Annotated in this window: 15 protein-coding genes; all 15 read left to right on the forward strand. The window is 74.4% G+C overall.

Features of this window, described 5'->3' with window-relative positions:
• The first annotated feature begins 158 nt into the window (after window positions 1–158).
• Complete coding sequence (gene ribD, locus O7600_RS00495) at window positions 159–1,220, forward strand: bifunctional diaminohydroxyphosphoribosylaminopyrimidine deaminase/5-amino-6-(5-phosphoribosylamino)uracil reductase RibD (protein WP_281591756.1); 1,062 nt, start codon at window positions 159–161, stop codon at window positions 1,218–1,220.
• Between the two features lie 2 nt (window positions 1,221–1,222).
• Complete coding sequence (locus O7600_RS00500; RefSeq protein ID WP_281591757.1) at window positions 1,223–1,819, forward strand: riboflavin synthase; 597 nt, start codon at window positions 1,223–1,225, stop codon at window positions 1,817–1,819.
• Complete coding sequence (gene pnuC, locus O7600_RS00505) at window positions 1,816–2,514, forward strand: nicotinamide riboside transporter PnuC (protein ID WP_281591758.1); 699 nt, start codon at window positions 1,816–1,818, stop codon at window positions 2,512–2,514. The genes O7600_RS00500 and pnuC overlap by 4 nt, the downstream gene beginning before the upstream one ends.
• A complete protein-coding gene (locus O7600_RS00510) occupies window positions 2,511–3,776 on the forward strand; it encodes a bifunctional 3,4-dihydroxy-2-butanone-4-phosphate synthase/GTP cyclohydrolase II (protein ID WP_281591759.1) in 1,266 nt (421 codons plus the stop codon). Before pnuC ends, O7600_RS00510 begins: the two co-directional genes overlap by 4 nt.
• 4 nt (window positions 3,777–3,780) lie before the next feature.
• Window positions 3,781–4,278 carry a 6,7-dimethyl-8-ribityllumazine synthase gene (gene ribH, locus O7600_RS00515; RefSeq protein WP_281591760.1) on the forward strand — a complete coding sequence of 166 codons (498 nt, stop codon included), beginning with the start codon at window positions 3,781–3,783 and terminating at the stop codon, window positions 4,276–4,278.
• A 635-nt stretch (window positions 4,279–4,913) separates the two neighbouring features.
• Complete coding sequence (locus tag O7600_RS00520) at window positions 4,914–5,195, forward strand: phosphoribosyl-ATP diphosphatase (protein WP_216642383.1); 282 nt, start codon at window positions 4,914–4,916, stop codon at window positions 5,193–5,195.
• A 42-nt stretch (window positions 5,196–5,237) separates the two neighbouring features.
• The gene (gene hisG, locus O7600_RS00525) at window positions 5,238–6,083 is read left to right on the forward strand and encodes an ATP phosphoribosyltransferase (protein ID WP_091577975.1); all 846 of its coding nucleotides are present in this window, start codon (window positions 5,238–5,240) and stop codon (window positions 6,081–6,083) included.
• Window positions 6,080–7,042 (forward strand): DMT family transporter, encoded by a 963-nt coding sequence (locus O7600_RS00530; RefSeq protein WP_281591761.1) that lies wholly within the window; start codon window positions 6,080–6,082, stop codon window positions 7,040–7,042. Before hisG ends, O7600_RS00530 begins: the two co-directional genes overlap by 4 nt.
• Window positions 7,039–7,512, forward strand: coding sequence for a PH domain-containing protein (locus O7600_RS00535; protein ID WP_281591762.1), 474 nt, complete (start codon window positions 7,039–7,041; stop codon window positions 7,510–7,512). Before O7600_RS00530 ends, O7600_RS00535 begins: the two co-directional genes overlap by 4 nt.
• A 327-nt stretch (window positions 7,513–7,839) precedes the next feature.
• On the forward strand, window positions 7,840–8,490 hold the full coding sequence (gene infC / locus O7600_RS00540) for a translation initiation factor IF-3 (RefSeq protein WP_091577968.1): 651 nt from the start codon (window positions 7,840–7,842) through the stop codon (window positions 8,488–8,490).
• An 18-nt stretch (window positions 8,491–8,508) separates the two neighbouring features.
• Window positions 8,509–8,703, forward strand: a complete 195-nt coding sequence (rpmI, locus tag O7600_RS00545; protein ID WP_007075851.1) for a 50S ribosomal protein L35 — start codon at window positions 8,509–8,511, stop codon at window positions 8,701–8,703.
• Window positions 8,704–8,735: 32 nt separating this feature from the next.
• The gene (gene rplT / locus O7600_RS00550; protein ID WP_091577965.1) at window positions 8,736–9,128 is read left to right on the forward strand and encodes a 50S ribosomal protein L20; all 393 of its coding nucleotides are present in this window, start codon (window positions 8,736–8,738) and stop codon (window positions 9,126–9,128) included.
• Between the two features lie 89 nt (window positions 9,129–9,217).
• Window positions 9,218–10,099, forward strand: coding sequence for an RNA methyltransferase (locus O7600_RS00555; RefSeq protein ID WP_281591763.1), 882 nt, complete (start codon window positions 9,218–9,220; stop codon window positions 10,097–10,099).
• Between the two features lie 171 nt (window positions 10,100–10,270).
• The gene (pheS, locus tag O7600_RS00560; protein ID WP_281591764.1) at window positions 10,271–11,332 is read left to right on the forward strand and encodes a phenylalanine--tRNA ligase subunit alpha; all 1,062 of its coding nucleotides are present in this window, start codon (window positions 10,271–10,273) and stop codon (window positions 11,330–11,332) included.
• Window positions 11,333–11,358: 26 nt separating this feature from the next.
• On the forward strand, window positions 11,359–13,908 hold the full coding sequence (pheT, locus tag O7600_RS00565) for a phenylalanine--tRNA ligase subunit beta (protein ID WP_281591765.1): 2,550 nt from the start codon (window positions 11,359–11,361) through the stop codon (window positions 13,906–13,908).
• Window positions 13,909–14,028: the final 120 nt, after the last annotated feature.

Below are 14,028 nucleotides of genomic sequence, written 5' to 3' on the forward strand. Positions count from 1 at the left end.
CCCTGGTGGCCGCTGAGCACCCTCAGCCGCGCCCGTGGGCTCCCCGGGGTCGGCGTCGCCGTCCCCGGGTCTCTCCGCCGCCGCGTGTGCGCGGTGTCCGTGCCGCTCCTGTCGAACCCGCCCGCGCGTGACCGGCGAGCGGGAGGGCAGGGCAGACCATGGCGAGCGTCTCCGTCGACGAGGCGATGCGTCGTGCCGTCGCGCTGGCCGCCCGCGGCCTCGGCGCCACCAGCCCCAACCCGGTCGTCGGCTGCGTGCTGCTCGACGCCGACGGCGAGGTCGTCGGCGAGGGCTTCCACGCGTACGCCGGCGGGCCGCACGCCGAGATCGTCGCGCTGGCACAGGCCGGCAAGCGCGCCCGGGGCGGCACCGCGGTCGTCACGCTGGAGCCCTGCGACCACACCGGCCGCACCGGCCCCTGCAGTCACGCGCTCATCGCGGCCGGCGTGTCCCGGGTGGTGGTCGCGGTGCCCGACCCGAACCCGGTGGCCTCCGGCGGCGCGGCCACCCTGCGCGCCGCCGGGATCGAGATCACCCTCGGGGTACGCACCGAGGAGGCCGAGGCCGGCAACATCGCCTGGCTCACCTCGATGCGCCGCGGCTGGCCGTACCTGATCTGGAAGTACGCCGCCACGCTCGACGGGCGCTCCGCCGCCGCCGACGGCACCAGCATGTGGATCACCTCGGAGGCGGCCCGCACCGACGTGCACGCGCTGCGCGGCACCGTCGACGCGGTGCTCGCCGGAGTCGGCACCGTGCTCGCCGACGACCCCCGCCTGACCGCCCGCAACCTGCGCGACGGCACGCTCGCCATCCGGCAGCCGCTGCGCGTGGTGGTGGACAGCTCGGGGCGGACCCCGGCCGACGCCCGGGTCCGCGACGGCGCGGCCCGGACCTGGGTGGCCACCGCCGCCGAGGTCGGCGCCGGCCCGGACGGCCGGGTCGACCTGACGGCGCTGCTCGCCGAACTGCACCACCGGGGGGTACGCGCCGCGCTGCTGGAGGGCGGCCCCACGCTGGCCGGCGCGTTCCTCGCCGCCGGCCTGGTCGACAAGATCGTCGGGTACGTCGCGCCGAAGCTGCTCGGCGCCGGCCCGACCGCGCTGCTCGACGCCCGCGTGACGACAATCGCCGACGCCATCGACCTGGAGATCACCGACGTTACGCCGGTCGGTCCCGACCTGCGGATCACCGCGCTGCCCCGGAAGAGGGAGGCCTGAACATGTTCACCGGCATCGTCGAGGAGCTGGGCGAGATCGTCCGGAGCACCGAGACCGCTGACGACTCGGCGCTGGTCGCCATCCGCGGCCCGCTGGTCACCTCGGACGCGCGGCACGGCGACTCGATCGCGGTCAACGGCGTCTGTCTGACCGTGGTCGACGTCGACGGCGGCGTGTTCACCGCCGACGTGATGGGCGAGACGTTGCGGCGCACCGCGCTCGGCGCGTTGCGCCCCGGCGACCCGGTCAACCTGGAGCGGGCCGCCGCGTTGAACAGCCGACTCGGCGGGCACCTGGTGCAGGGCCACGTCGACGGCGTCGGCGAGGTCGTCGGCCGGGAGCCGGCCGCGCGGTGGGAGACGGTCCGGTTCCGGCTGCCGGCCGGGCTGTCCCGCTACGTGGTGGAAAAGGGCTCGATCACCGTCGACGGCGTGTCCCTGACCGTCGCCGAGGTGGGTGACGACTGGTTCTCGGTCGGCCTGATCCCGACCACGCTGAAGCTCACCGTGCTCGGCACGAAGCGGGTCGGCGACCCGGTCAACCTCGAGGTCGACGTGCTGGCCAAGTACGTCGAGCGGCTGATGGGTGGTGCCCGGTGACGGGCCCGCTCGGCTGGCTGCTCGACGCCCAGGTGCACGTCGCCGGCTCGCCGGTGCTGGTCCGGGAGATCGTCGGCAACGTCTTCGGGCTCGCCTCGGCGCTGCTCGGGTTGCGCCGGGTGGTGTGGGCCTGGCCGGTCGGCATGATCGGCAACGCGTTGCTGTTCACCGTCTTCCTCGGCGGCGTCTTCGCCACCCCGCAGGCGCACGACCTCTACGGCCAGGCCGGCCGCCAGGTCTTCTTCTTCGCGGTGAGCGTCTACGGCTGGTGGCGCTGGTCGCGCAACCGCCGCGCGGGTGGCGGCGGCGAGCCGGCCGTGGTGCCGCGCTGGGCCACCTGGCGGGAGCGGCTGGGCCTGCTCGCGGTCGCGGCCGTCGGCACCGCCGCCGCCTACCCGGCGCTGGCCGCGCTCGGCTCGTGGGGCCCGCTGCCGGACGCCTGGATCCTGGTCGGCAGCCTGCTCGCCACCTACGGCATGGCGCGGGGCTGGGTGGAGTTCTGGCTGATCTGGATCGCGGTGGACGCGGTCGGCGTGCCGCTGCTGCTGCGCGGCGGCTTCTACCCGTCGGCCGCGATGTACCTGGTCTACGGCGCGTTCTGCGCCGCCGGCCTGTACAGCTGGTGGCGCACCTCCCGGGCCGTCACCACCGCCCGCACCCGGATCCCGGCGACGTACTCGGAGGTCGTGGCATGACCATCTTCGGTTCCATCGAGCAGGCGGTGGCGGACATCGCCGCCGGGCGTCCCGTGGTCGTGGTCGACGACGAGGACCGGGAGAACGAGGGCGACCTGATCTTCGCGGCCGAGCTGGCCACGCCGGAACTGGTCGCGTTCATGGTCCGCTACACCTCCGGCTACATCTGCGTGCCGCTGACCGAGGACGAGTGCGACCGGCTGGACCTGCCGCCGATGCACCACACCAACCAGGACCGGCGCGGCACCGCGTACACGGTCACGGTGGACGCCCGCGAGGGTGTCACCACCGGTATCTCCGCCGCGGACCGCTCGCACACCATCCGGCTGCTCGCCGACGCCGGGACCGACCCGACCGACCTGGCCCGTCCCGGCCACGTGGTGCCGCTGCGCGCGCGGTCGGGCGGGGTGCTGCGCCGGGCCGGGCACACCGAGGCGGCGGTGGACCTGACCCGACTGGCCGGGCTGCGCCCGGCCGGGGTGCTCTGCGAGCTGGTCAACGACGACGGCACCATGATGCGCCTGCCGGACCTGGAGAAGTTCTGCGCCGAGTACGGGCTGACGCTGGTCACCATCGCCGACCTGATCGCCCACCGGCGACGTACCGAGAAGCAGGTCGAACTGGCCGCCGAGGCGCGGATGCCCACCCCGTACGGGGTGTTCCGGGCGCTCGGCTACCGCGCCGAGCACGACTCGGCCGAGCACGTCGCGCTGGTCATGGGCGACCTCGGCGACGGGCGGGACGTGTTGGTCCGGGTGCACTCCGAGTGCCTCACCGGGGACGTGTTCGGCTCGCTGCGCTGCGACTGCGGACCGCAGTTGCAGGCCTCGCTGGCCCGGGTCGCCCAAGAGGGACGCGGGGTGGTGCTCTACGTCCGCGGGCACGAGGGGCGCGGCATCGGCCTGCTGCACAAGCTCCAGGCGTACCAGCTCCAGGACCAGGGGCGCGACACGGTGGACGCGAACCTCGACCTGGGCCTGCCGGCCGACGCGCGGGACTACGGCACCGGCGCGCAGATCCTGTACGACGTCGGCGTCCGTTCGATGCGGCTGCTGACCAACAACCCGGCCAAGCGGGCCGGCCTGGAGGGGTACGGCCTCACCGTGACCGGCCGGGAGGGCATGCCGGTGCGGTCCAACCCGGAGAACGTGCGCTACCTGCGCACCAAGCGGGACCGGATGGGCCACCTCCTGGACGGGCTGGACGAGGCGACCGAGGCCCCGATGGGCCGGCCGGTCGCCGGTGACGAGATCGGAGCGTAGGACGATGGCGGGTTTCGGAGAGCCGGGCGTGACTGCGGTGGACGCCGCCGGCATGACCGTCGGTGTGGTGGCGGCCCGCTGGCACGGCGAGCTGACCGACCACATGGCCGAGCGGGCGGTCGCCGCGGCCGAGGCGTGCGGCGCGCGGGCCGTGGTGGCCCGGGTGGCCGGCTCGGTGGAGCTGCCGGTGGTGGCCCAGGCCATGGCCCGCCGGTACGACGTGGTCGTCGCGCTCGGCGTCGTGGTGCGTGGCGCGACCGCGCACTTCGACTACGTCTGCCAGTCGGTCACCGAGGGGTTGACCCGGGTGGCGCTGGACGAGGGCAAGCCGGTGGCGCACGGGGTGCTCACGGTGGACACCATCGAGCAGGCCCGGGACCGGGCCGGGCTGCCCGGCTCGGCCGAGGACAAGGGCTGGGCGGCCACGGTGGCCGCCCTCGACGCCGCGCTGGCCGTCCGTACCCTGGACGCCCACGCCACCCACCGCGTCGGCTTCGCCTGACCGCGTGACCGCGTGACCGCGTGACCGCGTGACCGCGTGACCGCGTGACCGCGTGACCGCGTGACCGCGTGACCGCGTGACCGCGTGACCGCGTGACCGCGTGACCGCGTGACCGCGTGACCGCGTGACCGCCTGAGCGCGCCCGGCGTCGAGGTGGTCGGGCGAACGACGGCGGCCGGTGACCCGTTGGGCTCGCGCCGCCTTTAGAGCTGATATCAGAAACGACTCACCCGTTCGAACCGGCGTGTCGTGGCCGGCGAGCGCCGCCGCGCCGCCGGGTCCCGTGCCGTCCGGTCCCGTGCCGTCCGGTCCCGTGCCGTCCGGTCCCGTGCCGTCCGGTCCCGTGCCGGCCCGGCGGCGCCGCCGGCCCCTGTCCACGACCTCCGCCCGCCGGGGTTCCGATGATCGACTCAGGACGCCGAGGTGCCGGGCCGGCGCGGTCGGCGGCCTGAGTCGTTTCTGATATCAGCTCGACAGGCGGCACGGAGGCACCTGGGCGGATTCCGGCCGCCGGAGGGCCGGCACGCCAGCGGAGAGCGTCGGAGCGGAGGCCCCACCCCGATCCGCCCGGGAGGGTGCGGCGGCGGCCGGTCGAACCCACCGACGGACCCGGGGCGAGCGGCTCCGGCGGGCGGCTGGAAGAATCGCCTTCCGTGAAGACGTTCGAGGAGTTGTTCGCCGAGCTGCAGGCCAAGGCCGCCGCCGGCACCCCCGGCTCGGGCACCGTCGACGCGCTCGCGAAGGGCGTGCACTTCATCGGCAAGAAGGTCGTCGAGGAGGCGGCCGAGTCGTGGATGGCGGCCGAGCACGAGGGTCCGGAGCGGGCCGCCGAGGAGATCTCCCAGCTGCTCTACCAGGCGCAGGTGCTGATGCTGGCCACCGGTCTCGACCTGAAGGACGTCTACCGACATCTCTGAGTGCCCGTCCGCTGATCATCCGATCGAACGAAGGAGCACTCCATGCTGCGTGTCGCCGTACCCAACAAGGGCGCCCTGGCCGAGTCGGCCGCCGGGATGCTGCGCGAGGCGGGCTACCGCCAGCGCACCGACCCGAAGGACCTGGTCTGCCGGGACGAGCCCAACGACATCCAGTTCTTCTACCTGCGCCCCAAGGACATCGCCACCTACGTCGGCTCCGGTGACCTGGACGTCGGCATCACCGGGCGGGACCTGTTGATCGACTCCGGCGCGCCGGCCGAGGAGGTGGTCGACCTCAACTTCGGCCGGGCCACCTTCCGGTTCGCCGCCCGCCCCGACGACGTCGCCTCCGTCCAGCAGCTCGGCGGGCACCGGATCGCCACCGCGTACCCGGGTCTGGTCGAGCGGCACCTGGGCGAGCTGGGCGTCAAGGCCGAGGTGATCCGGCTCGACGGCGCGGTGGAGAACGCCATCCGGCTCGGCGTGGCCGACGTGGTCGCCGACGTGGTGGAGACCGGCGCCACGCTGCGCCAGGCCGGCCTGGTGGTCTTCGGCGAGCCGCTGCTGCGCTCCTCGGCGGTGCTGGTCCGCCGGGCCGGCGCGCCCGGCGGCGCCCAGCAGGAGCAGCTCCAGCGTCGGCTGCACGGCGTGCTGGTCGCCCGCCGCTACGTGATGCTCGCCTACGACGTGCCGGCCGGCCTGCTCGACCGGGCCAGTGCGCTCACCCCGGGCATCGAGTCGCCCACGGTCTCGCCGCTGCACCGGGAGGGCTGGGTCGCGGTGCAGGCGATGGTGCTCCGCGACGACGTGCACCGGATCATGGACGAGCTGTACGAGTTGGGCGCCCGGGCGATCCTGGTGACCAACATCCACGCCTGCCGGCTGTGAGGCCGCTGCCGCTGCCGGCCGCGCTGGCCGTCGTCGTCCTGGGTGGCGTGGCCTCGGCCGCCCAGGGCGTGGTCAACGCGGAGCTGGGGGAGCGGACCGGTGATCCGGTGCTCGGCGCGGTGGTCAACAACCTGGGCGGCTGCCTGCTCGTGCTGGTCGGGCTGGCCGTCGTGCCGTCGATGCGGGCCGGGCTGGCCGGGCTGCGCCGCGCCGGGCTGCCCTGGTGGGCGTACCTGGGCGGGCTCGGCGGCGCGGTGATCGTGCTGACCGCCCCGGTGGTGGTCCCGGTGCTCGGGGTGGCGGTGTTCACGATCGCCCAGGTCGCCGGCGGCAGCCTCGGCGGGCTGGCGGTCGACCGGGCCGGGTTGGCCGCCGGCGGGCGGTTGCCGCTCACCGTGCCGCGGGTGGCCGGGGCGGCGCTCGGCGTCGGCGCGGTGGCCCTCGCCCAGCTCGGCCGGCCGGTCGGTGACCTCGCGGTCGGCCTGGTGCTGCTCTCCGTGGTCGGCGGGCTCGCGGTCGCGTTGCAGTCGGCGCTCAACGGCCGGGTCGCGGCCGTGGTCGGCCCGGCCGCCGGCCTCGCGGTGAACTTCCTGGTCAGCACGACGGTGATCGGCGCGGTGGCGGTGCTGGCCGGCGCGTTCGCCGAGCATCCGCGCTGGCCGACGCAGTGGTGGCTCTACGTCGGCGGCCTGTTCGGCGTCGGCATCGTGCTGGCGCTGCTGGTCGGCGTCCGCGCGGCCGGGGTGCTGCGCACCGGCCTGGCGCTGGTGGCCGGGCAGCTCGGCGGGGCGCTGCTGCTCGACCTGGCGCTGCCCGGCGGGCCCGGCGTCCGGCTGCCGGTGCTGGCCGGCGCGGTGCTCACGCTGGTGGCCGTGCTGGTGGCCGGGGTACGCCGGCGTGGCGCGGTCCGTGTGGCGGCCGAACGTGAGCGCGAGCCGGATGGCAGACTGGTCGGGTGAGCGATTCCGTGGTGACCGTGCGGCCCCGCCGCGTCCGGGTGGTCTGCTGGGCGTCGGCCGTCACGCTGCTGGTGGTGTTCAGCCTGGTCGCGACCTCGTTGTCCGGTTCCACCGGTGACGGCTACGGCACGTTCCAGCGCGGCGACCAGTTCGCCATGATCGGGCTCGGGGTCTTCGGCGCGCTCGGTTTCCTGCTGTTCACCCGTCCCCGGGTGACCGCCGACGCGCGGGGCGTCCGGGTGCGCAACGTGATCAGCTCCTACGAGCTGCCCTGGGAGGTCGTGCGCGGGGTCCGGTTCGACCGCGGCGCCCCGTGGGCCAGCCTGGAGCTGCACGACGACGACCTGCTGCCGATGGTCGCGTTGCAGGCCGCCGACAAGGAGAGCGCGGTCGAGGCGGTCCGGGCGCTGCGCCGCCTGCACCAGGCGCACCTGGCCGCGCTCGCCGCCGGCCAGTCGGCACCCCGCTGACCTGCGGGCCCGGTTTGGGGTGGCCTGGGCCGAGGGTGTAGTCTTGCGGAGTCGACCAGACTGCCTCCGTCTCTGACGCGCGGGTGGTCATGAAGCGGAGCGCCCGCTCCCACCCGAGTCGCCGTCCAGGTGTCCGGGTCCGGTCCCCGGGTTTCGGGCACGTCCCGATCCCGGATGCGCGATCCTGTGATCGTGCCGACCGGTCGAGTGGGCCCTGGCATACGCCGGGGCCTTCTGCTTTCCGAGTCGGCTCCCGCCCGGGAGCCCACGGAGTCGGCACCACACGAGACTTCGACTCGAGGAGGCCCCATCAGCGTCGAACCACGCGTGAACGAGCAGATCCGGGCACGTGAGGTCCGACTGGTCGGCCCCGAGGGTGAGCAGGTGGGCATCGTCCCGCTGGAGCGCGCCCTGCAGCTGGCCGCGGACGTCGACCTGGACCTGGTCGAGGTTGCGCCGATGGCGCGCCCGCCGGTGTGCAAGCTCATGGACTTCGGCAAGTTCAAGTACGAGAGCGCACTCAAGGCGCGCGAAGCGCGGCGTAACCAGCAGCAGACCGTCATCAAGGAGATGAAGCTCCGGCCGAAGATCGACCCGCACGACTACGAGACCAAGAAGGGTCACGTGGTGCGGTTCCTCAAGGCGGGCGACAAGGTCAAGGTGACGATCATGTTCCGCGGTCGCGAGCAGAGCCGCCCGGAGCTGGGTTACCGGCTCCTGCGTCGGCTCGAGTCCGAGATCACGGACCTGGGATACGTCGAGGCCGCGCCGAAGCAGGACGGCCGAAACATGATCATGGTTCTCGCTCCGCACCGGGCCGTCAAGGCCTCCGCGGTCGCCGCCACGGCGTCGCGCGGTGGGCCCCGGGACCGCGCCGCGGAGGAGTCCGGAGCCCCGGCAGGTGGCGAGGCCCCGGCGGCCGGCGAGACCGCAGCAGCCGGTGAGACCGGCCCGACCGCTGACACCAGCGGCCAGTAACAGGGAGAGACGTTCCACATGCCGAAGATGAAGAGCCACACGGGTATGGGTAAGCGGGTCAAGGTGACCGGCAAGGGCAAGATCGTCGCCCAGCAGGCCGGCCTCCGCCACAACCTGGAGAAGAAGCCCAGCACCCAGACCCGTCGGCTGACCGGCACGGTCGAGCTGGCCAAGGCCGACACCAAGCGCATCAAGAAGCTGCTCGGCCGCTGACGCGCGCCACCTGAACCGAAGAAGGAGTTGAGATGGCACGCGTCAAGCGGGCTGTGAACGCCCAGAAGAAGCGTCGTACCCTGCTGGAGACCGCGAGCGGTTACCGCGGTCAGCGCTCCCGGCTCTACCGCAAGGCCAAGGAGCAGGTGCTGCACTCGATGCAGTACTCCTACCGGGACCGTCGCGACCGCAAGGGCGACTTCCGGCAGCTCTGGATCCAGCGGATCAACGCCGGAGCCCGGGCCAACGGCCTGACCTACAACCGGCTGATCCAGGGCATGCGCCTGGCCGGCATCGAGGTCGACCGCAAGATCCTGGCCGACATGGCCGTCAACGACGCCGCCGCGTTCGCGGCGATCGTCGAGCTGGCCCGCGCCGCCGTGGCGGCCGAGGGCACCGGTGGCGCCGCGGCCCAGGCCGCCTGACCCACCTGTACGCGGCCCAGGCCGCTGGACCCACCTGTACGCGGCCCAGGCCGCTGGACCCACCCGTACGGCAGATCGAGGCGTCTCCCATGCAGTCACCGTCGCAGGGGAGGCGCCTCGACGCCGTTCCCGGTCCGTTCACCCCGCGTACCCCGAGGGTCGTCGCGGCCCGCCGGTTGCAGCGCCGGCGCGACCGCGAGCAGACCGGCCGGTTCCTGGCCGAGGGGCCGCAGGCGGTCCGCGAGGCGCTCGCCCTCGGCGGCGCCGTGGTCGAGCTGTTCGGCACCCCGGCGGCGCTCGACCGGTACGCCGACCTCGCCGCCGGCGCCGCCCGCGCCGACGTGCCGGTCTCCGAGGTCACCGACGACGCCCTGGCGGCGCTCGCCGAGACCGTGGCCCCGCAGGGCCTGGTGGCGGTCTGCCGGCACCTCGACGTCCCGATGGACGAGGCCCTGGCGCGCGGGCCGCGCCTGGTCGCGGTGCTCGCCGGGATCCGCGACCCCGGCAACGCCGGCACGGTGTTGCGCACCGCGGACGCGGCCGGCGCCGGCGCGGTGGTCTTCGCCGGCGAGGCCGTCGACCCCTACAACGGCAAGTGCGTGCGGGCCTCCGCCGGCAGCCTCTTCCACGTGGACGTGGTGCGCGCCGCCGACCCGCTCGCGGCCGTCGAGGCGCTGCGGGCCGCCGGCCTGTCGATCCTCGCCACCACCGGCTACGGCGACAGCGACCTCGACGACCTCGCCGACGCCGGCCGGCTCGCCGCCCCCACCGCCTGGCTGTTCGGCTCGGAGGCGCACGGCCTGCCGGAGGAGTTGACAGTGGCCGCCGACGCCCGGGTCCGGGTGCCGCTGCACGGGCGCGCGGAGAGTCTCAATCTGGCTGCGGCGGCAGCCGTCTGCCTGTATTCTTCGGCGAGAGCACTGCGTCGACCCACGGTCACGCAGGACGGAGCAGGGGAGTCCGCCACGTGATGAACGCGCCACGGCGTTCGTTTAGCCAGCCCGCCGGGGTCGGCGGGCGGCAGGCCTGACCTCCCTCCCTGCCCGACTCCCACCGGCGGGCTGCGGCGAAGCCGCGCGTCCGTAGACTCGTCTGGCCGCCTGAGAAGGGCCGGCGCCGCCGTGAGGGAGTGCCCGTTCACCATGAGCTACCGCAACGATCCGTACGACCCGAAGCAGGTCGCCCTGCTCGACCCGGACGCCCTGGCCGGGGCCGTGGCCGACGCCGAGAAGGCGTTCGCCGCCGCCGCCGACCCGGACGCGTTGACCGCGCTGCGTCCCGCGCACCTGGGGGACCGGTCCCCGGTGTCGCTCGCGCGCCGGGAGATCGGCGCGCTGCCGCCGGCCGCGAAGTCCGACGCCGGCAAGCGGGTCAACGAAGCCCGGCGCGCCATCGAGTCCGCGTACGCCGCCCGGCAGGAGATCCTGGACCGGGAGCGGGCCGAGCGGGTGCTGGTCGAGGAGCGGGTCGACGTGACCCTGCCGTACGACCGCCGGCCGCGCGGCGCCCGCCACCCGCTGACGGTGCTGATGGAGCAGATCAGCGACCTGTTCATCGGCATGGGCTACGAGGTGGCCGAGGGTCCCGAGGTCGAGCTGGAGTGGACCAACTTCGACGCGTTGAACATCCCGGCCGACCACCCGGCCCGCGGCCTGATGGACACGTTCCACATCGCACCCGAGGGTTCCGGCCTGGTGCTCCGGACCCACACCTCGCCGGTGCAGGCGCGCACGATGCTCAGCCGCAAGCCGCCGATCTACGTGGTGGTGCCCGGCCGGGTCTACCGCACCGACGAGCTGGACGCCACCCACGCGCCGGTCTTCCACCAGGTCGAGGGCCTGGTGGTGGACAAGGGCATCACCATGGCGCACCTGCGCGGCACGCTCGACCACTTCGCCCGGGCCATGTTCGGCGAAGGCGCGAAGACCCGCTGGCGGCCGCACTACTTCCCGTTCACCGAGCCGTCGGCGGAGTTCGACGTCTGGTTCCCGGAGCACCGGGACGGGCCGCAGTGGGTCGAGTGGGGTGGCTGCGGCATGGTCAACCCGCGCGTGCTGCGCGCCTGCGGGATCGACCCGGAGGTCTACTCCGGATTCGCGTTCGGCATGGGCATCGACCGGACCGTGATGGTCCGGCACGGGGTCAGCGACATGCGGGACATGGCCGAGGGCGACGTGCGGTTCACCCGCGCGTTCGGCGCCTGAGCTACGGGAACGGTGGAAGAAGAGTCATGCGAGTTTCTGTCAGTTGGTTGCGGGAGTACGTGGACCTCCCGACCGACCTGCCCACCGGCGACCTGGAGCAGGCGCTGGTCGACCTCGGCATCGAGGTCGAGTCGATCGTGGACCTGCGGGAGAGCGTCACCGGTCCGCTGGTCGTGGGCGAGGTCCTGGAGATCGAGGAGCTGACCGGCTTCAAGAAGCCGATCCGCTTCTGCCGGGTGGACGTGGGCGCCGCGAACGGCACCGGCGAGCCGCAGGAGATCGTCTGCGGGGCGCGCAACTTCGCCCAGGGCGACCGGGTCGTGGTGATCCTGCCGGGCGGGGTGCTGCCCGGCAACTTCGCCATCGGCGCGCGCAAGACGTACGGGCGCAACTCCCACGGCATGATCTGCTCGGCGCAGGAGCTGGGGCTCGGCGACGACCACTCGGGCATCATCGTGCTGCCCGAGGACGTGAAGGCCCAGCCCGGCGACGACGCGCGGCCGATCGTCGGCCTGGACGACGTGGTGGTCGAGATGGAGATCACCCCGGACCGCGGGTACGCGCTCAGCGTCCGCGGCATCGCCCGGGAGCTGTCGCACGCGCTCGGCGTGCCGTTCCGTGACCCGGCCGACGCGCCCGCGTCGGGCGGCACCGCCGAGCCGGCGTACCCGGTGGAGGTCCGCGACCCGGTGGGCTGCGACCGGTTCGCCGCCCGGATGGTGCGCGGTGTCGACCCGAAGGTCGAGACGCCCGGCTGGATGCGGCAGCGGCTCACCGTCGCCGGTGTGCGCAGCATCTCGCTGCCGGTCGACATCACCAACTACCTGATGCTCGAACTCGGCCAGCCGATGCACGCCTTCGACGCCGACCGGATCGTCGGGCCGCTGGTGGTGCGTCGCGCGGAGCCGGGGGAGAAACTGACCACCCTGGACGGGGTGAGCCGTGCCCTCGTACCGGAGGACATGGTGATCTGCGACGACACCGGCCCGATCTCGTTGGCCGCGGTGATGGGCGGCGAGAGCAGCGAGGTGCTCGCCTCCACCACGAACGTGCTCTTCGAGGCGGCGCACTGGGACCCGGCGATGGTCGGGCGCACCGCCCGGCGGCACAGGCTGTTCAGCGAGGCCGCCAAGCGCTGGGAGCGCGGCGTCGACCCGACGCTGCCGCTGGTCGCGCTGGAGAAGGCGGTCCGGCTGCTCACCGACCTGGCCGGTGGCGCCGCCGGCGCCGAGGTGCTCGACCTCGACCACGTCCGCCCGCGGACGCCGGTCGCGCTGCCGGTGGACCTGCCGTCGCGTCGGGTCGGCGTGACGTATGCGCCGGACCGGGTGGTGGAGCTGCTGGAGCAGGTCGGGTGCGCGGTGACGCGCGGCGCCGACCGGCTCGGCGAGGACCCGGGCGCCACCGGGGTAGCCGCGTCGGGCGCGGGCGAGGTGCTCACCGTCACGCCGCCGAGCTGGCGGCCCGACCTGACCGACCCGGCCGACCTGGTGGAGGAGGTGGTCCGCCTCGACGGGTACGACCGGGTGCCGTCGGTGCTGCCCACCGCGCCGGCCGGTCGGGGCCTGACCCCGCAGCAGCAGCGCCGCCGGGCGGTGGCCCGCTCGCTGGCCGAGCGGGGTTGGGTCGAGGTGCTGTCCCAGCCGTTCGTGGCGCCGGAGCTGGCCGACCAGCTCGGCCTGCCGGCCGACGACCCGCGCCGACCCGCGGTGCGGCTGGCCAACCCGCTGTCCGAGGAGGAGCCGCTGCTGCGCACCACGCTGCTCGGCCCGCTGCTGGGCATCGTCAAGCGCAACGTGGGTCGGGGCCAGCGGGACGTGGCGATCTACGAGATCGGCGCGGTCTTCCACCCGCGTCCGGGCGTCGGCGCCCCGCCGGCCATGGGCGTGGACCGGCGGCCCACCGACGAGGAGTTCGCCGCCGCCGACGCGGTGGTCCCGGCGCAGCCCCGGCACGTCGCCGCGGCGCTCTGCGGCGAGATCGAGCCGGCCGGCTGGTGGGGCGCGGGCCGGGCGGCCGGCTGGGCGGACGCCGTCGAGGCCGGCCGGGCGGTGCTGGACGCCGCCGGCATCCCGGCCGACCGGGTGACCGTCCGGGCCGGCGAGCGGGCTCCCTGGCACCCGGGGCGCTGCGCCGAACTGCTGGTGGACGACGTCGTCGTCGGGCACGCCGGCGAGCTGCACCCGGCCGTGGTGGCCGCGTTGGAGCTGCCCCGCCGCACCAGCGCCATGGAGCTGGACCTGGACGCGCTGCCCGCCGCGCCGCTGGCGACCGGGCCGACCATCTCCACGTTCCCGCCGGCGCTGATCGACGTGGCGCTGGTGGTGGACGAGGCGGTGCCGGCGGCGGAGGTGCGGCGGGCCCTGGCCGAGGGCGCCGGCCCGCTGCTGGAGGACGTCCGGCTCTTCGACGTCTACGCCTCCGCCCAGCTCGGCGCGGGGCGGAAGTCGCTGGCCTACAAGCTGACGTTCCGGGCCCCGGACCGCACGCTGGCCGGCGAGGAGGCGGTGGCCGCCCGCGACGCCGCGGTGGCGCTCGCCGCGCAGCGCTTCGGCGCCACCCTCCGCGGCGCCTGAGGTGTAAGGAAGGGCCCCCGCTTAACGCATTCGGTAGAGGCGGGGGCCCTTCTTGACGCGCGTCGACGGCCCGTGCGACGCGGCGCCGGCCGTTCCCGGGAGGCCCTCATCTCTATGCAG

The sequence above is a fragment of the Micromonospora sp. WMMA1998 genome (assembly GCF_027497375.1).
Lineage (GTDB): Bacteria > Actinomycetota > Actinomycetes > Mycobacteriales > Micromonosporaceae > Micromonospora > Micromonospora sediminicola.